At 71.1% G+C, this 16,465-nt stretch carries 16 protein-coding genes; 4 read left to right on the forward strand and 12 right to left on the reverse strand.

What is annotated here, in order from left to right:
• Positions 1–41: 41 nt before the first annotated feature.
• Entirely contained in the window at positions 42–1,688 is a 1,647-nt protein-coding gene (locus tag CU044_RS08230) for a SpoIIE family protein phosphatase (protein WP_165371818.1), read from the reverse strand.
• A 225-nt stretch (positions 1,689–1,913) separates the two neighbouring features.
• On the opposite strand from CU044_RS08230, the gene CU044_RS08235 reads away from it, so the two are divergent.
• The 3 genes from CU044_RS08235 (at position 1,914) to CU044_RS08245 (ending at position 4,184) form a co-directional block, all read left to right on the forward strand.
• A complete protein-coding gene (locus CU044_RS08235; RefSeq protein WP_240045433.1) occupies positions 1,914–2,615 on the forward strand; it encodes a response regulator transcription factor in 702 nt (233 codons plus the stop codon).
• Entirely contained in the window at positions 2,612–3,688 is a 1,077-nt protein-coding gene (locus tag CU044_RS08240; RefSeq protein ID WP_129767813.1) for a sensor histidine kinase, read from the forward strand. Before CU044_RS08235 ends, CU044_RS08240 begins: the two co-directional genes overlap by 4 nt.
• A gap of 157 nt (positions 3,689–3,845) precedes the next feature.
• Positions 3,846–4,184 (forward strand): antibiotic biosynthesis monooxygenase, encoded by a 339-nt coding sequence (locus CU044_RS08245; protein WP_129767814.1) that lies wholly within the window; start codon positions 3,846–3,848, stop codon positions 4,182–4,184.
• A gap of 17 nt (positions 4,185–4,201) precedes the next feature.
• Here the strand turns inward: CU044_RS08245 and CU044_RS08250 are convergent, their stop codons facing one another.
• The 4 genes from CU044_RS08250 to CU044_RS08265 form a co-directional block, all read right to left on the reverse strand.
• The gene (locus CU044_RS08250) at positions 4,202–5,056 is read right to left on the reverse strand and encodes a hypothetical protein (protein ID WP_129767815.1); all 855 of its coding nucleotides are present in this window, start codon (positions 5,054–5,056) and stop codon (positions 4,202–4,204) included.
• The gene (locus CU044_RS08255) at positions 5,053–6,921 is read right to left on the reverse strand and encodes a GMC family oxidoreductase (protein WP_129767816.1); all 1,869 of its coding nucleotides are present in this window, start codon (positions 6,919–6,921) and stop codon (positions 5,053–5,055) included. Before CU044_RS08255 ends, CU044_RS08250 begins: the two co-directional genes overlap by 4 nt.
• Positions 6,918–7,361 (reverse strand): hypothetical protein, encoded by a 444-nt coding sequence (locus tag CU044_RS08260; protein ID WP_129767817.1) that lies wholly within the window; start codon positions 7,359–7,361, stop codon positions 6,918–6,920. Before CU044_RS08260 ends, CU044_RS08255 begins: the two co-directional genes overlap by 4 nt.
• 180 nt (positions 7,362–7,541) lie before the next feature.
• Positions 7,542–8,360 carry a LysR family substrate-binding domain-containing protein gene (locus CU044_RS08265; protein WP_129767818.1) on the reverse strand — a complete coding sequence of 273 codons (819 nt, stop codon included), beginning with the start codon at positions 8,358–8,360 and terminating at the stop codon, positions 7,542–7,544.
• 58 nt (positions 8,361–8,418) lie between these two features.
• Here CU044_RS08265 and CU044_RS08270 point away from each other — a divergent pair, with 58 nt between their 5' ends.
• The gene (locus tag CU044_RS08270) at positions 8,419–8,823 is read left to right on the forward strand and encodes a DUF5997 family protein (protein ID WP_129767819.1); all 405 of its coding nucleotides are present in this window, start codon (positions 8,419–8,421) and stop codon (positions 8,821–8,823) included.
• Here CU044_RS08270 and CU044_RS08275 read toward each other — a convergent pair.
• From CU044_RS08275 to CU044_RS08305, 7 genes are all read right to left on the reverse strand, one after another.
• Positions 8,771–10,117: a Gfo/Idh/MocA family oxidoreductase gene (locus CU044_RS08275; protein WP_129767820.1), complete on the reverse strand. Its 1,347-nt coding sequence runs from the start codon at positions 10,115–10,117 to the stop codon at positions 8,771–8,773. The genes CU044_RS08270 and CU044_RS08275 overlap by 53 nt on opposite strands.
• Positions 10,105–10,977, reverse strand: a complete 873-nt coding sequence (locus tag CU044_RS08280) for a class II fructose-bisphosphate aldolase (RefSeq protein WP_129767821.1) — start codon at positions 10,975–10,977, stop codon at positions 10,105–10,107. Before CU044_RS08280 ends, CU044_RS08275 begins: the two co-directional genes overlap by 13 nt.
• A gap of 99 nt (positions 10,978–11,076) precedes the next feature.
• A complete protein-coding gene (locus CU044_RS08285; protein ID WP_129767822.1) occupies positions 11,077–11,970 on the reverse strand; it encodes an SIS domain-containing protein in 894 nt (297 codons plus the stop codon).
• Between the two features lie 67 nt (positions 11,971–12,037).
• On the reverse strand, positions 12,038–13,366 hold the full coding sequence (locus CU044_RS08290) for an alpha-glucosidase/alpha-galactosidase (protein WP_129767823.1): 1,329 nt from the start codon (positions 13,364–13,366) through the stop codon (positions 12,038–12,040).
• Positions 13,366–14,370, reverse strand: coding sequence for a carbohydrate kinase family protein (locus CU044_RS08295; protein WP_129767824.1), 1,005 nt, complete (start codon positions 14,368–14,370; stop codon positions 13,366–13,368). Before CU044_RS08295 ends, CU044_RS08290 begins: the two co-directional genes overlap by 1 nt.
• A 107-nt stretch (positions 14,371–14,477) precedes the next feature.
• On the reverse strand, positions 14,478–15,404 hold the full coding sequence (locus CU044_RS08300; RefSeq protein WP_129767825.1) for a carbohydrate ABC transporter permease: 927 nt from the start codon (positions 15,402–15,404) through the stop codon (positions 14,478–14,480).
• Complete coding sequence (locus CU044_RS08305) at positions 15,401–16,459, reverse strand: sugar ABC transporter permease (protein WP_129767826.1); 1,059 nt, start codon at positions 16,457–16,459, stop codon at positions 15,401–15,403. Before CU044_RS08305 ends, CU044_RS08300 begins: the two co-directional genes overlap by 4 nt.
• Positions 16,460–16,465: the final 6 nt, after the last annotated feature.

The raw sequence follows: 16,465 nt of genomic DNA on the forward strand, positions 1-16,465 counted from the left end.
TGCGCCGAGAGCCAGGGGCGTCGCGTCACCAGGCGTGGCCGTCATGCCGGGAGTGGCTGCTCGGTCCAGATGATCTTGCCGGATGCGGTGTAGCGCGTCCCCTGGTGCTGGGTGAGCCGGCTGACGATCGACAGTCCGCGGCCGCCCTCGTCGGTCGTTTTCGGCTGACGCCTGTGCGGGCCCGAGCCGCTGGTGTCGGAGACCTCGCAGATCAGTGTGCGGTCGTCCCGGATCAGGCGGAGTCCTATCGGGCCGTCGGAGTAGCGGATGGCGTTCGTGACGAGTTCGCTGATCACCAGGGTCGTGCTGTCCGTGAGGTCGTCGAGTGCCCAGGCCGCCAGCTGCCGGCCGGCCCAGTCGCGGGCGGTCGCGACGGCGGTGGGATCCGGTGGCAGGGTCCGGGTGGCGACATCCTTGGCCTCCAGCGCCCGTGTGCGGGTCAGCAGGAGGGTCGGTTCGCGGTCAGGTGGCAGATCACGCAGCATGTGGTCGCGGAGCCGTGAGACGTCGGGTCCGGACGAGGCCAGGGCCTCGTGGAACCGTTCCATGGTCGGGTCGGCAGTGGTGTGCGGTGTGGGGGAGCAGCCGCCGTTCAGGAGCAGGGTGCTTCCCGGGGGTGCCTCGAACTCGGTGTTCTCGAAGGGCTGGTCGCCGACGCCCAAGGGCGAATGGGGGGCGAGGCGGGGAGCGCTGACGTCGCCGTTCGGGTGGGCGATCATCAGCGTCGGGCCGCCCGCACGGGCCGAGACACAGCGTTCCGTGGCGGGGTCGTAGATCACGTAGAGGCAACTGGTGCCGGTCTGTTCCGCCTCGCGGGGCCCCCGGCACGGAGCCGGGCGCTGACGTTCCAGACGGATCACCGTGTCGTCCAGACGCGTGAGCAGTTCGTCGGGCCGCAGGTCGAGCGCCGAGAGCGTGGTGATCACCGCCCGCAGCCGGGTCATGCCGATCGCGGCATCAACCCCCTTCCCCTCCGCGGCCCCCACCACCAGGGCCACCCGCGCGCTCGACAGCGGGAGGACGTCGAACCACTGCCCGGTGGCGGCCTCCGCCGGGACATGGCCGTGCGCCGCTTCGAGCGCGCTGAGGGGCGGCAGCCGCTCGGGCAGCTGCGAACGCCGCAGAAGCCGTGCGAGAGCCTCCTCCTCGATCTGGCGGCGGACAGTGTTCAGGCACCGGGCCGCGCGGTCCGCGAGCGCGGCGGCTTCCCTGAAGTCGTTCTCGTCGAACGGGCTCGATTCGTCGCGCCGGTACAGAACGAACAGACCGAGGACCACGTCCCGGATGGTCAGCGGCAGCACGATGAGGGAGTGTGCCCGCGCCTCACGGAGGACACGGGCGCGCCGGGGGTCGCGGACGAGCCACCGGCTGTCGTGGTTCAGATGGCGGATCAGGCGGGGGCGCAGATCGGAAAGGCTCTGTCCGTACGGCGTCGCGGGCCTGACCAGGCTCACTTCACCGACCTCGTACGCACCGCGGGCCGCTTCTCCCCGCGTGCTCACGAAAGCCGCACGTCGCAGCCTCTTGCTTCCGTCCACCGGTCCGGGTGGTGGCACGTCGCCGCGCAGCAGGACTTCGAGGACGTCGACGGAGGAGGCGTCGGCCAGCTCCGGAACCGCGGCGCCGGCGAGTTCCCCGGCGACCTGGAAGAGCCTCCGGCTGTGGAGTGGGTCGGTGTGAGACGTCATGGTGTTCATCCTGTGAGGGAGACGCTGGTCTGCTCTCCTTCCGAGCCTGCTGCCCGGGGGCCTCCGCGGCGTCGGCACTGATCCGCAGGCGGCCCTTCGCGTTACACACCGCCGGATGCGGGCTGTCCCGCCCGGCCCGCGGGATCACCGCGACACTGTTGCGGGTTCCCCGCCGCCCTGGCCGTCGCGCTCTCGCGGACGAGGTTCGAGACTTACGGTGGTGCTATGAGTGCTATGGACGGTAGTGCCATGGAGGCCAACCGCCTCATCGGCGGGGAACCGGCGTCACACCTGACCGTGGTGCTCGCCGACGACCATCTGGTCGTACGCGCGGGCATGCGGCTGCTGCTGTCCCAGGACCCGGCGTTCGACATCGTCGCGGAGAGTTCCACTCTTCCCGACACCTTTCTGGCCGTGGAGCGCCACCACCCGTCGGTGCTGGTCCTGGATCTGACGCTGGCGGGACAATCGAGCCTGCGCTCGATCCCGGAGCTGCTGGCGGCGTCGCCCCGTACCCGGATCCTCGTCCTCACCATGCAGGAAGATCCCGCGTTCGCCCGCGAGGCGTTGCGGATCGGTGCGGTCGGCTACCTGCTGAAGGAGGCGGCAGCGGAGGAGCTCCTGGGGGCCGCTCGCCAGGTCGCCGCGGGGGCCACCTACGTTCAGCCCTCGCTGGGCGCCCGCCTTGCCGTCACCGCCCCCGGCACGACGGGGCCGGGGGCGGGGGCGGACGACTCTCTGACGGCGCGCGAGGTGGAGGTGCTGTCCCTGCTCGCCCGGGGCCACACCAATCAGGAGATCGCGGAACAGACGCATGTATCCGTTCGGACGGTGGAAACGCACCGGGCCAGGATCCGGGAGAAGCTCGGGGCCGGGACCAAGGCGGACCTGGTCACGGCGGCACGAGAGCGCGGGCTGCTGGCATGACCCACCTGTCGCGAGCACGTGCCGGCGCCGTCGTGGAGACGGTGGGCACGCTCCTGCTCGTGGCCACACTGGCTCTGGAGATCGTGCACCACTCCCTGCACGCCGAAGCCGTGCTCTGCTTCGCCGCCGGAGCCCTCTTCCTGGCGGCCGCCGCGCTGAGTCCCGAAGCCCGGCGGTCGTGGCTGGCGATCATCAGCGGGATCTCGCTCGTGATCGCCGTGGCGCTGCTCGTCCGTATCGTCGAGGCGCCGCTGCTCAACGGTCTGCACCTCGTGCCCCTCACGCTGATCGCCTGTGCCGTCGCGATCGGACATCGTTCCGCTCTGCGCAGCGGCACCCTCCAACGGGAGTGGACCCGGGCCCGTCGTGACGGCGAGGAACGAGAGCGACGGCACTGGGCCCGCGAGCTGCACGACGACACGCTCCAGGAACTGGGCGCCGTCCAGATCGTGCTGGCCGGGGCGACCGCCAGCAGCCGCCCGGACGTCATGAAGGACGCCATCGATCAGGCGCGGCGTCTGATCGGCAACCAGATCACCTCGCTCCGGCGTCTGATCGCGGAGCTGCGCCCGGCGGCGCTCGATCAGCTCGGACTGCGCCCGGCCCTGGAGGCCCTGTGCCGGAGCACCTCGGAGAACTTCGGTATCGACGCCGAACTGCGCGTGGGCGCGGACTGGGACCGGTTCGGCGCGGAGCTGCCTCCCGAGGCACAGGTCCATGTCTACCGGATCGTGCAACAGGCGGTGAACAACGCGGTGAAGCACGCCCGGCCGACACGGATCCTCGTCGAACTCGACAGCGACGACCACGGCCTCTTCACGAAGGTCACGGACGACGGCCGCGGGATGACGCCCGAGCCCGCCCCGTCGGCCATGCGCACTCCGCCTCGCGCGACCGCTTCGGGAGGCATGGGCATCGCCGCCATGCGGGAGCGCGCTCACTTGCTCGACGCGCACCTCACGGTGGACTCGGCGCCCCGGGAAGGCACGCGCGTCACCCTGCGGATGCCGCGCCGTGTCAGGGGCGGCAGAGGGCACCGTCCGTTCAGGGACGGCAGACGGCACCGTCCGTAGACGACGGTCGTGGACGACGCGGCCCCGGGCAGCGCGTCGGGCAGCGCGTCGGGCGTGCTCCCGGCGAACCGGAAGCGCTGGGCCGCCCCGGAGGCCCGCGACCGGTCCGGCGCACCGCGCCCGACGGGCGGGCACCGCGCTGAGGCAAGATGGGGCCATGAGCATCGTCAAGATCAATGTCCTGCAGGTTCCGGCGGAACAGCGTGAGGTGCTGGAGAAGCGCTTCGCGTCCCGCGCGGGGTCGGTGGAGAACTCCGACGGATTCGAGTGGTTCGAGCTGCTGCGCCCGGTCGAGGGCACCGACCAGTACCTCGTCTACACCCGCTGGCGCAGCGAGGCCGACTTCCAGGCATGGATGGAAGGCCCGATGAAGGCGGCCCACCAGCGTGGCGGCGCGGACGGCGCCCCTCAGCAGAAGCCGGCCGCTTCCGGCTCCACCCTGTGGTCCTTCGAGGTGGTCCAGCAAGCCGCCCCCAAGGCGGCTGACGGTCAGTGACCCGCCCGCGTCACACGTCAGCCGGCGCGTGGGACGTAATAGGGCCGGTTGTGCGCCGCGACCGGGGGTGACTGGTAGGTCCACGCCCCGGCGGCCGGGGCGTCCCCGATGAGCGTGGCCAGGTCGGCGCCGACGGGTGAGGACGCGTCATGGACGGTGAGCCTCACCCGGTCGGCCTCGCCGGTCAACCCCCGGTATTCGTAGGGCTGGTAGACGTTCAAGGGGCCGGCGAGCGGCCGGCCGTCCGGGTCGGTGCCGTAGCCGGTGATCGGGGTGTTGTTGACGGGGATACGCGGGAGCCCGGTCAGGTCGGCCGAGAAGGAGAACAGGGTCGGCTCCAGGCGGTCGATGTCCGTGCCGGAGGGCGCGTGCGCCGCCTGCTTGCACGCAACGGTCCAGGTGTCGCCCGCGGGGCCGTTCAGGGAGGGCATGGTCGCCTCGAACCACGCCGGATACTTCGGTTCCCCGAAGAGCCTCGTTCCGGCTTCGATGGCCAGCGGGTTGTCGCACAGCACATGCAGCCGGGCGATACCGAGCAGCTTGGTCTGGTCGAAGCCGTGCGCGAACTGCTCGTACGACAGCCGGGCCAGGCGCCCGGCGCTCGCGGTGGGGTGGGCGATGACGCTGTACTCGATCTCCTGGATGATGGCTCCGCCGTTCGGGTACTGGGCGAAGTACAGCTGGTAGTTGAGCGTCACACAGGCCCGGCCGTCGAACTCGGCGGCGCTCAGATCGGGATGGTGCTCGGCCAGCGCCTTGCGCACCGGCGCGGGATCGACCAGGTAGTCGAGGCCGACGTTGTGCAGGGCTCCGTAATGGAACGGCAGTTGGTACGGGGCGGCGACGGGCGGCAGGGTGAGGTCGTCGGTCACGGGGCGTGGGTCTCCTCGGGGGTGGCCGGGCCCGGGACGTGTCCGGGGGCCGGCGGGCGGATCGTGACGCGCTGTTCCGACAGGTCGCGGTCGATCTGTTCGGCGCTGCGCAGAGTGATCGCGGCCATGGTGAGCGTCGGGTTGGAGGTGCCGAGGGAGGGCATCGAGCCGCAGCCCACCGCGTACAGGTTGGGGTGGTCCCAGCAGCGCTGCCACGAGTCGACGACGGAGTCGGCGGGGTGGTCACCCATGATGTGCGTGCCCGCGCCGTGGCCCGCGCCGCGGTAGGCGTAGGGCCGGCCGCCGTACTCGAACCATCCGGGCTGGGACGGCCCCGGCTCGTACCGGCTGTGGTCCCGCGCCCCCAGCAGCGCGAAGATCTGCTCGGACACGGACTTGGCCGCGACGATGCCCTGCTTCACATGGTCGGACAGGTCATAGGTCAGGACCGGGCGCGGGTTGCCCAGCAGGTCGCGATGGACGGCATCGAGCGAGACGCGGTTGGCGGGATCGGCGCTCTGCTCCATCTCGAACTGCAGGACGAACTGCCGCCCGATCCGGTCCCCGGCCGCCTGCCGCAGCGCCGGGCCGAACAGCGCCCCGCCCCCGCCGGGCTCCTTCTGGTCCGTGGGGCGCAGCAGGGCGGCGACCTCATGGCCGGGCGGGCCGACCGCCCAGTTCCAGCCCCAGTTGCCGATCTCGATACGGAAAGGGGCGCGCGCCGCGCGCGCCGGGCCGAAGCGGAATCCCTCCAGTCCGGAGGTCGAGCCGGGTCCCCGGTAGGGGCCGATCGGCTGGGGCATGAGGCCCCAGGTGAGCAGGACGGGGTGGTCCATCAGATTCCGGCCCACCTGGTCACTGGAGTTGGCCAGGCCGGAGGCGAGCAGGAGCCGGGCGTTCTCGATCGCGTGGGCGGCCAGGACGACCGTGTGCGCGTGGACCGTCCGCCGGCTGACGGAAGCGGGGCGGGCGGGGTCGTCGTAGCGCTGGTACTCGACGCCCGTGATCCGGCCCGAGGCGTCGGCCAGGAGCCGTCCTACGACCGCGCGGGTGCGCAGGGTGACGCTCGGGCCCCAGCGTTCCTGGGTGCGTCGCGGGGTGTATTTCGCCCCGGTGGGGCAGATGGGGATGCAACTGGCGCTGCCCTCGCACACGGGACCGTGCTCCTCGGTGGCCGCGCTGTTGCGCGCCTGGGGCGTCCCGACGACCCGCAGTGCGGTGGGACGCGGATGCGAGGGTTCCACGATCTCGTGCCCGTCGAGCCTTTCGGCCAGCAGCCGGTCCAGATAGCTCGCGGGGAGCGGCCGGTGCGGGAAGGCGTAGCCGTCCGCGAGCGGCAGACCGACGTGGTCCCGCTGCTCCGCCGGATCGGCGGCGACCCCCAGCTCGCGTTCCGCGGCGCGGTAGTACGGCTCCAACTCCGCGTACCCGATCGGCCAGTTACGGCCGTATCCGAAGTCGGCGGTACGGAAGTCCTCGGGATGCATGCGCGGGGCCAGACCCGTCCAGGCCGTGCCCGTACCGCCGTTGACCCGCAGATAGCCGCTCGCGTACGGCAACGGGCCGTTCTGGACGAGGTATCCGCCGGCCCGGTAGCCACCGCCGGGGCGGCCCGCGAGGTCCAGCATGTCGGGTGACGGCACCAAGGCGTTGTCCGCGATCGCCGCGCTGGGCACCTTCACCGGCGCGGCCCGGAACCGTTCCACATCCGCCGCCCGTCCGCCCTCGGGTCCGGAGTCACCATCGCCCACACCCGATTCCAGGACCAGGACACGCCGGCCGCGGTCCCCCAGCCGCCGCGCCACCAGCGACCCCGCGATACCGGCTCCGACCACGATCACATCGAAACGCTCCCCGGCGGTCAACGCTCCCCGCCTCCCGTCACACCGGCGGGACGCTCGGCCCAGGTGCCGTAGCCCGGTCGCCAGGTGCCGGGGGCGTGGCCACCGAAGCTGCTCCACACCAGCCCGCGGGCATAGGCGTGCGCCGGGAGCGGGGAGGGTGCGGTCCGGCCGTCGTCCTCCCACTCTCCCGGCCACGTCCCCAGATACCAGAGGTGGCACAGGGCTCGGGCCAGCTCGCCCAGTTCCTCGTCTTTGTCCGCCACCGTCCGCGGGTCCGTCACGGCTCGCGTGCCGGCCTCCGTGTCGACCAGCGCGTCCACCAGCCGTGCGTAGAGCGCCGGTTCGGCCCGCCGGGCCACGAACGTCCGGTAGATCTCGGTCATTCCGGTCGCCGTCAGCTCGGCGGCGTCGAACCCCGTCAGCACGGCCGAGAGCGTGACGAACCGCTCGGTCTGCGTCATGGACAAAAGTCCCCCTCGTCGAGCCACTCACCGGAGACCGGACACATCAGCCGGGATCCCTACCTCGATGGGAACCCGTTCATGCCTCGAAAACTCGCCGAGTGTGAGCACGGTCGAACGTAAAGTGACCGAAAGGGAGTGTGTGGCGCCAGGGAGTAACGGATAGGTGACGCCGGGGAGTTACGACCGACGGCCGGGTTTGCCGCGCCGGCCGCCCTTGGAGCCGCCCTGGGCACCGCCCTTGGAGCCGCCGGAACCGCTCCGCGGGCTCTTGCCGGCCGACTTCCGAGTGGAGTTACCGGCCGACTTGCCGGTCGGCTGACCGGCCGCCTGCTTCCGCCGCGCGCCCCCCGTGTCGGGGCGTTCGCGCTTCGGCTGCGGCGGGGTCGGGCGGCCCCGTGAGCTGTTGACGGTCCGCCCGCGGACGATACCGATGAAGTCCTCCACCAGATCGGTGGTTTCGTCCTCCGGCCAGGACAGAGCGACACGCGACTCGGGGGCGTCCAGGACCGGCCGGTACGTGAGGTCCCTGCGGTGATGCAGCCGGGCGAGCGACTGCGGGACGACGAGCAGTCCGATCCCTGCCGCCACCAGTTCGACGGCGTCCGCCGTCGTGTCGGGGCGCGCGTTCGCGGGCCGTCCCGGCCGGGTCTCCCAGTCGAGGGTGTCGTCAAGCGGATGCAGCACGATCTCGTCGGCCAGATCCTCGGCGGACACCTCGTCGACCGCCGCCACCAGGTGGTCCTTCGGGACCACGACCACCGTCGTCTCGGTATAGAGGGGAATCGCGCTGAGATCCGTCCGGTCGATCGGCAGCCGTACGAAACCGGCGTCGGCCCCGCCGTCCCGCAGGAGACCGGGCGCCTCGGCGGCGGACACCGCGACGAGGGCCAGCGGGATGCCGGGCAGCCGCTCGTTCCAGATCCGCACCCACTTGGTGGGCGTCACGCCCGGGACGTACGCGAGCCGGAACGAAGGGGGTACTTCCGAGCCTGTCACGCCACCAGGCTACCGGCCGTGGTCGGAGGGATCGCACACGCTCGCTACTCTTGACACCATGACGTCGCACCAGACCACCCAGACAATGAAGCCCGCGACCGCGGCGAAGAAGCTGGGTGTGTACCTCGAAGCCACCCCCGCCGAGTTCCAGGAGGGTGTCGTCTCGCGCACCGAGCTGAACGCGCTGCAGGCCGACCCGCCCGAGTGGCTGCTGGAGCTGCGACGCAACGGTCCGCACCCTCGTCCGGTGGTGGCGGCGAAGCTGGGCGTCTCCATCTCGGGTCTCGCGCGCGGCGGAGTCACGGAAGCCCTCACCACGGAACAGATCGAGGCGTTGAAGGGCGACAGCCCGGAGTGGCTGCGCCAGGAGCGCGCCACCCAGGCCGAGGTGCGGAAGGAAGCCGTACGCATCAAGGAGAAGAACGCGGAGCGACGCGAGCAGCCCCGCCCTCCCCGTTCCTGACCCTCGCCGTCGTCGGGACGTCGTCGCGGTCGTCGAGTTCGACCACCGTGCCGGTCACCCGGGCCTGTTCCGCAGCCCACACCACGCGGTGGGTGGCGAGGCTCTCGGCGGCGTCGGAGAGCAGCAGGGACGCGTCGCCGGCGGCGACGGCGGTGAGGAACGCGTCGGTCAGCGCCTCGTCCCCGCCACCGTGGCCGTCCTCCGGTGAAGGCCCCGGGCTCCCCGCCGTCGCACGCGTGGATGTGTCGATCGTCTCCTCGGAGCCGTCACGGAAATCGACCAGCCGCAGTGTGTTCCCGTCGCCGTCGATGAAGCCGTGGGTGCCCAGCAGCCGGGTGCGGCGCTGTTCCATGGGGGTGAAGGCACTCATGGTGAACGAACAGGTGGCGCCGGAGTCGAACTCCATACCGACCACCTGGTGGTCGACCACGTCGTTGTCGCACGCGTACACACAGCGGCCGTACGGCCCGGTGCGCAGCGCGTCCAGTACGCCCGTCTCGGTGTGGTCGTCGGTCACCGCCGACAGCGGCCAGAATTCCTGGTCCGGATCGCCCAGACAGCCCAGGTAGAGCCGCTTGGCCGAGTACGGGCAGTCCTTCTCCAGCGGGCAGTCCAGGCAGCGGCCGGCCGCGCCGGCCGGGGCGCCCTCGGGCCGGAAGTGCGTCAGGCCGCCGAAGGAGCTGACCCTCCGGGGCGTACGTCCGAAGAGGTGGACCAGCCAGTCGATGTCGTGGCAGGACTTGGTGAGCAGCATGGGGGCGGAGGTGTCCTGGCGGCGCCAGTTGCCCCGTACGAACGAATGGGCGTGGTGCCACCAGCCGACGGGCTCCAGGTGCTGGACGCTGACCAGGCCGCCGATGCGGCCACTGTCCAGCAGTCGCTTGAGGAGCCGGGTGTACGGCGTGTAGCGCAGCACATGGCAGACGGCCAGCAGGATGTCGTTGCGCCGTGCCGCGTCCGCGATCGCCGCGGCCTCGTCCTCACTGGTCGCCATCGGCTTCTCCAGGAGAATGTGGTAACCGAGATCGGCCAGGGCCACCGCCGGTTCGGTGTGCAGCCGGTCCTGGGTCGCGATGACACAGGCGTCGGCGAGCTTGCCCGCCGCCGCGACATCGCTCCAGTCCGCGTACACCCGCTCCGGAGGCACCCCGAACTCCTCCGCCGCACGCGCACGGCGCCGCGGGTCCGGCTCGGCCACCGCGACCACCCGTCCCGCTCCCGTGGCCAGGGCGCGCCGGGCGTATGTCATGCCGCGGAGTCCTGCTCCGACGAGGACCATCGTCACCTGGGACATGAAGCCTCCTTCCTGGAATCGCCGAGTCCGTCCCGCTCCTGTCCGACCAGCCGCAGCAGGCGGGCGACCTCGTCCGCCACAGCCTCCCGCGCGGGACGCAGATAGGCACGGGGATCGACGGTCGCCGGCCGCGCGGACAGCCGGTCGCGCACCGACGCGGTGAAGAGGGTGTTGAGATGCGTGGCGATATTGATCTTGCGCATGCCCGCCCGTACCGCGGCGGCGAGGTGGCTGTCGTCCACCCCCGACGAACCGTGCAGCACCAGCGGGACGGGCACCGCCGTGCGCAGGTCGCGGATGAGATCCAGATCGAGCCGCGCGGTACGCCGGGTCATCTGGTGGGACGACCCGACCGCGACGGCGAGCGCGTCGACACCGGTGTCGAGGACGAACCGGGCCGCCTCACCGGGGTCGGTGCGTACCCCGGGGGTGTGGGCACCGTCCTTGCCCCCGATCGCGCCGAGTTCCGCCTCGACCCACACCCCGTACGTGTGGCACCAGTCGCTCATCTCGCGGGTGCGGGCGACGTTCTCCGCCCAGGGCAGATGGGCGCCGTCGTACATCACGGAGGTGAAGCCGCGCCGTACCGCCTCCTCGATCAGCTCGGGCCGGGTGGCGTGGTCCAGGTGCAGCGCGACGGGTACGGATACGGCGGCGATGGCCTCGTGCGCGGCGGCGGTGAGCGGCCCGAGGGCGCCCCGGTACGCGACGGCGTTCTCGCTGATCTGGACGATGACGGCCTCGTTCGCCTGCTCGGCGCCCGCGAGGACGGCCTCGAGCTGTTCGAGGAGGACGACATTGAACGCGCCGACGCCGTGGGTCGCTGCGCCGAGGATGTCGCCGGTGGGGACGAGTGGCATGTTCCGCTTCCTGTGATGGACAGGTGGGTGAGGGGCAGGTGGGGGCATGGCGGAGGGGGGGCGGACGGCGGACGGGAGTGCCCGCCCGCCTCGCCGGTGTCAGCCGGTCGGCTCCAGGACGACCGAGCGCGTCAGATGAGCCGGCTGGTCGGGGTCACGGCCGGCCGCCGTGGCCAGCTCGACCGCCAGACGCTGTACGACGACGAGTTCGGCCAGCGGGTCGAGCCGGGGGTGACGCAGATGGGCGCCCGTGGCACTGATCTGCTCGGCGAGCGGCCCGGGGAGTGACGAGAGTCCCCACACCGCGCGGCCCGGCGCGGCCACGGCGATGGGGCCGTGCCGGTACTCCATGACGGAGTACGACTCGGTCCACCAGGCCGCCGCTTCGCGCACCTTGAGCGCCGCCTCCGCGGCGATACCGACGCTCCAGCCCGCGCCGAGGAAGGAGATCTGCCCGGCCCCGAGCAGTTCGGGCTCGATCTCGGTGGTGAGGGCCGTTTCGGCATCGGCGAGCGCCCGGACGGTGCTGTGGCCCACGTGGGCACGGAGCAGCATGAGTTGTGTGGTGGGAAAGCGGGTCTGGACGACGGACCGCTCGTCCGCGTAGTCGAGGCAGATCACGTGATGGGCGGCGGCCGCCGCGGGGGAGTCGCCGACGGCGGTGACGACGGTGGTGCGCACGCTGGGCGCGAACCGGTCGAGCGCGGCGAGGACTTCGGTGGTCGTACCGGAACGGGTCAGGGCCAGCACCCGGTCGTAGGCGCGGTGCGGCCTCACCTCCGAGGCGGGGTACGCGTCCGTGAGCCCGAGCCCGGCCTCCTCCCGGAGATGCGCGTACGCCTGCGCCATGAACAGCGAGGTTCCGCAGCCGATGACCGCCACGCGCTCGCCCGGTGCGGGCAGGGCCGCGGCGTGGTCGGGAAGTTCCTTGAGGACGCGCTCCCAGCAGGCCGGCTGGGAAGCGATCTCTTGGCTGGTGTGGTGCTGGGACATGGTTCTCCGACGAGGTGTGAGAGTGCGGTGCGCGGGTGGGCGCCGGGGGAGGGGGAGCGAGGTGTGTTCAGTGGCCGAGCGTTGTGCGCAGCGACGGCTGGAGCAGATCCGCGTGCGCGCGCACCATGTCGTCGCACAGGTCCCAGATGCGTTCGACGGGCAGGGCGGCCGCGGTGGCCGGGTCGGCCATGGCCGCCTGCCGGATGGAGCGGGGGTCGTCCTCCAGAGCGGCCCGGACGACCAGTTCGTTCATGCTCAGATAGCCCCGGTTGAGCGCGGCGCACTGGGCGGGCAGCGAGCCGATACGGGTGGGCTGCACGCCCAGGGCGTCCACCAGGCAGGGGACTTCGACGGTACCGGTCGACGGAAGATTGTCGATCAGCCCATGGTTGGGGACATTGCCGTAGACCGTGCGGGGCGTGCCGGTGGTGATGCTGTGGATGATCTGCGGGGCGTACTCCATGGTGCCCTCGACGGTCAGCGGGGCCCCACTGGCCAGCGCGTCACGGGTCCGCTCGTACTCGGCGATGTTCTCGTCGACGATGCCGAGGTAGGCGCCGACGGGCAGGCGCAGCCGCTCGATCTCGCTGTCGTGGTGCAGATACCAGGGGACGTATTCGGAGGAGTGCTCGCTGGTCTCGGTGGGGTAGTAGCCGAGGCGCCGGTACATGTCGACGCGTACCCGGCGCCGTAGCTCGGGGTTCTCCGCGACGAGGGCGTCGAGCCGCGGGTAGAGGTCGTTCCCCTGGTGTTCGAGACGCAGCACCCATGCCTGGTGGTTGACTCCGGCGGCCCGGTAGGTGACCTCCTCGTGCGGGACGCCCAGGAGGTCCGAGAGGTCGCGGATGGTCCAGTACACCGAGTGGCACAGACCGACGACGCGGGTCAGCCCGGTGGCGCGGGTGAGGTACTGGACGTTCATCGCCATGGGGTTGGTGTAGTTGAGCAGCCAGGCGTCGGGGCAGACCTCGGCGATGTCCTCGCCGAGCGACTTGAGCAGCGGGAAGGTGCGCAGCGCGCGGAAGATCCCGCCCACGCCGAGGGTGTCCGCGATGGTCTGGCGCACCCCGTACGCGGCGGGAATCCCGAAGTCGGTACGGGTCGACTCGCGCATACCGACCTGGACGATGTTGATGACGAAGTCGGCGCCTTCCAGGGCCGCGCGCCGCTCGGCGTGGGCGGTGATCCGTGGCGTGGTGCCGCTCGGCTCCGTCAGCCGGTCCGCGATGTGGCGGGCGGCTCCGTGGGCCGTGGCGAGCCGTTCGGCGTCGATGTCGTGCAGGGCGATATGGGCGCCCTTGAGCTCGGGGAACGCGAAGAGGTCCGCCAGGAGGCCCTGGGTGAACACGACGCTTCCCGCGCCGATGAATGCGATCTTCGGGGTGGTGAGGGTCATCAGAGGTTCTTTCCGTTGCGGGCGAGGGCCGTTCCGGCCTCGTCCCAGGTGGGCTGGGCGGCGGTGCCGCCGTGTGCCCGGGTGGACAGAGCGCCGCAGGCGGCGGCGAACGCGAGTGCCTCGGCGGTGGGCAGGCCGCGCAGGAACGCGGCGATGAAGCCGGCGTCGAAACTGTCCCCCGCGCCCACGGTGTCCAGCGGGCGGGCGGGGATTCCGGAGGTGCGCAGCAGGGTGCGGCCGTCGTGTACGAGGGCGCCGTCGGCCCCGTTCTTGAGCACCACCCGCGGCCCGCGCGCCGCGAGTGCGCCGGCCGCCGCCTCCGGGGAGCCGGTGGCGGCGGGCGAGCCGGTCGCGTCCGGGGCGGCGGCCGCGTCCGGAGCGGTGGCCGCCGCGAGAGCCAGCGCCTCCTGCGCGTTGGGCAGCAGGAAGTCGGTGACCGCGAGTGTCGCGTCGATACGGCCGGGGGCCCATGTGCCGGAGGGGTCGTCATTGGTGTCGAGCGACGTGGTGACACCGTGCGCCCGTGCCGTGGCCAGCAGTTCGGGCAGCGCTTCGGCGAGTTTCGGCAGCAGGAAGTAGGAGGCGGCGTGCACATGCCGGCTGCTGGTGAGCAGCGCCTCGGGGATGTCGTCGGGACCGGTGGCGGAGAGGGTGCCGGGAGAGGTGAGGATCGTACGGTCGCCGTCCCCGCGTGTCACGACCACGGTGAGCGGCGTCGGCAGGACGGGATCGACGCGCAGCGCGTCGGTGTTCACGCCCCGGGCGTCCAGCGCCGTACGGATGAAACGCCCCGCCTCGTCGTTTCCGACGCGCCCGGCGAAGGCGACCTTCAGCCCGAGCCGGGCGGCTCCGCACGCCATGATCGCGGCGGAGCCGCCGAGCGTGAGCAGGCCGGTGTCGACGAGTTGTTCGCGCTGTCCGAAGGCGAGCGGCGCGTCGAGCGGTCCCAGAACGATGTCGGGGTTGGCGTCCCCGATGACCAGCAGGTCGAAGGTGTGCGGCATGCGGCTTCCCGTGTTCGCGGTCCTGGCTGCCCAGGTGTGGTGTGGGTGGTGGTGTGGTGGTCTGTGGTGTGTGGTGTGTGGTGTGTGGTGTGTTCGTGGGGCGGGACTCAGCCCTTGAGACCGCTGGACGTGATGGACTGGATGAAGGATCTCTGCGCGAAGAGGAAGGCGAGCAGCACCGGGAGCACGGTGATCACATTGCCCGCCATGACCGCGGACCACTGGGTGTGATGCTGCCCCTGGAAGGTCGTCAAGCCGAGCTGGAGCGTGTACTGGGTGTCGTGGTTGATGGCGATCAACGGCCAGGTCAGGTCGTTCCAGGTGGTCAGGAAGGTCAGGACCGCCACGGTGCTCAGGGCCGGTCGTGACAGCGGCAGCACGATACGGAACAGCACCCGTAGCCGTGAACAGCCGTCGATCCAGGCCGCCTCCTCCAGTTCCCTGGGCAGGGAGAGGAAGAACTGGCGCAGGAGGAACACGGCGAACGGTGTGACCAGCGACGGGACGATCAACGCGCCCAGGGTGTCGATGAGTCCGAGACGCTTCATGACCAGGAACGTGGGGATCATCGTCAGCTGGAACGGGATCGCCATCGTGGCCAGCATCAGGCCCAGCAGGACACGGGAGCCGGCGAACCGCATCCGGGCGAACGCGTAGCCGCCGAGGGATCCGAGCAGCAGGTTGGACGCCACCGCGACCACCGACACGATCAGTGAGTTGGCGAACCAGCGCGGGAACATCGCGTTGCCGAGCACATACCGGTAGCCGCCCAGGTCGATCCCCGCCGGCCACAGGGCCGGCGGGAAACGATTGATCTCCGCGTTGCTCATCACGGAGCTGAGCAGCAGCCAGATCAACGGAATCGCGAAGATCAGGGTGAGAGGAGCGAGCAGCAGATGCCAGGGGCTGAACGGCAGCCACCGACGGCCTCGCGGAGGTCCGGCGGCCGGCCGGCCGGAAACGGGAGACGAGGCGGAAACGGAGCGAGAGGGGGCGGAGGGGGAGGCGGAAGCGGAAGCGGATGTGGCCGTCATCGTGCGGCTCCTTCGAGGCGGTGGTTCTCGCGTCGGCTCCGTACGGCCCGGGTCACCCGAGGGACAGCGGCGATCAGGAGCAGCGCGAGCGCCAGCGCGTAGGCGGCCGCCGCGCCGTAACCGGCGGTGAAGTTCTTGAACGCCTGCTCCCAGATGAAGTAGACGATCACGGTGGTGGAGCCGAGCGGTCCGCCCTTCGTCGTCACGTACACCAGGTCGAAGACCTGAAGCGCGTTGATGGTCTGCCACAGCAGGAGGAACACGATGACCGGTGTGAGCGCGGGAAGGATGACATGCCGCAGCAGGTGCCATCGTCCGGCGCCGTCCAGCCGCGCCGCCTCGATGAGGGACGGCGACACGTCCTGCAGCGCGGCGAGAGTGACCACCACGCAGAAGCCGGTGCCGCTCCACAGCGAGATCGCCACCAGAATGAACAGGGACTGTCCGGGATCGGAGAGGAAGCCCTGGGAGGAGATGCCGAGCTTGTGCAGCACGGAGTTGGCCGCGCCGAACTCCGGATCGAGGATGAAGGAGAACAACACCCCCTGCGCCGTCGCCGAGATGACGAACGGCACGAACATCAGTGTGCGGTACACGCCCACCAGCCGGATCCGCTGATTCAGTACGAGGGCGAGCAGCAGCCCCAGACCGATGCTCAGCGGCACGTACAGCGTCGTGTACAGCAGTGTGTTGCGCACCGCCTGGCTGAAGTGCGGGTCCTGCACCAGCGCGTGGTAGTTGCCGAGGCCGACCCAGCGGCTGGGGGTGACCAGGTCGTCGGCCTGGAAGGACAGCAGCAGCGACCAGGCCACGGGGATGACGCTCAGACCGAGGATGATCAGGACCGAGGGAGAGACGAACGCCCAGGCGGTCGCGGTCTCACCGCGCAGCCACCGGCGTAGGGCGCCCGGTCGTGGTCGCTGTCCAGTGGCGCCCGACGCCGCGTCGCGGACGCCGTTGTCGCGGGTCGTGTGGTCGCTGGTCGTGTTGTCGTTGTGTTCGTTGTGCTCGTGGCCGTGGTCCGGAAGCGTGAGCGGAGTGGGCAGGCGCGGCATCGTATT

This window comes from Streptomyces sp. L-9-10 (genome assembly GCF_004151105.1).
GTDB lineage: Bacteria > Actinomycetota > Actinomycetes > Streptomycetales > Streptomycetaceae > Streptomyces.

Bases quoted from the DNA above. Each gene is read 5' to 3' on its own strand.
- CU044_RS08230 (WP_165371818.1), bottom strand. From the start codon at position 1,688: ATGACGTCTCACACCGACCCACTCCACAGCCGGAGGCTCTTCCAGGTC.
- CU044_RS08235 (WP_240045433.1), top strand. From the start codon at position 1,914: ATGAGTGCTATGGACGGTAGTGCCATGGAGGCCAACCGCCTCATCGGC.
- CU044_RS08240 (WP_129767813.1), top strand. From the start codon at position 2,612: ATGACCCACCTGTCGCGAGCACGTGCCGGCGCCGTCGTGGAGACGGTG.
- CU044_RS08245 (WP_129767814.1), top strand. From the start codon at position 3,846: ATGAGCATCGTCAAGATCAATGTCCTGCAGGTTCCGGCGGAACAGCGT.
- CU044_RS08260 (WP_129767817.1), bottom strand. From the start codon at position 7,361: ATGACGCAGACCGAGCGGTTCGTCACGCTCTCGGCCGTGCTGACGGGG.
- CU044_RS08270 (WP_129767819.1), top strand. From the start codon at position 8,419: ATGACGTCGCACCAGACCACCCAGACAATGAAGCCCGCGACCGCGGCG.
- CU044_RS08275 (WP_129767820.1), bottom strand. From the start codon at position 10,117: ATGTCCCAGGTGACGATGGTCCTCGTCGGAGCAGGACTCCGCGGCATG.
- CU044_RS08280 (WP_129767821.1), bottom strand. From the start codon at position 10,977: ATGCCACTCGTCCCCACCGGCGACATCCTCGGCGCAGCGACCCACGGC.
- CU044_RS08285 (WP_129767822.1), bottom strand. From the start codon at position 11,970: ATGTCCCAGCACCACACCAGCCAAGAGATCGCTTCCCAGCCGGCCTGC.
- CU044_RS08290 (WP_129767823.1), bottom strand. From the start codon at position 13,366: ATGACCCTCACCACCCCGAAGATCGCATTCATCGGCGCGGGAAGCGTC.
- CU044_RS08295 (WP_129767824.1), bottom strand. From the start codon at position 14,370: ATGCCGCACACCTTCGACCTGCTGGTCATCGGGGACGCCAACCCCGAC.
- CU044_RS08300 (WP_129767825.1), bottom strand. From the start codon at position 15,404: ATGACGGCCACATCCGCTTCCGCTTCCGCCTCCCCCTCCGCCCCCTCT.
- CU044_RS08305 (WP_129767826.1), bottom strand. From the start codon at position 16,459: ATGCCGCGCCTGCCCACTCCGCTCACGCTTCCGGACCACGGCCACGAG.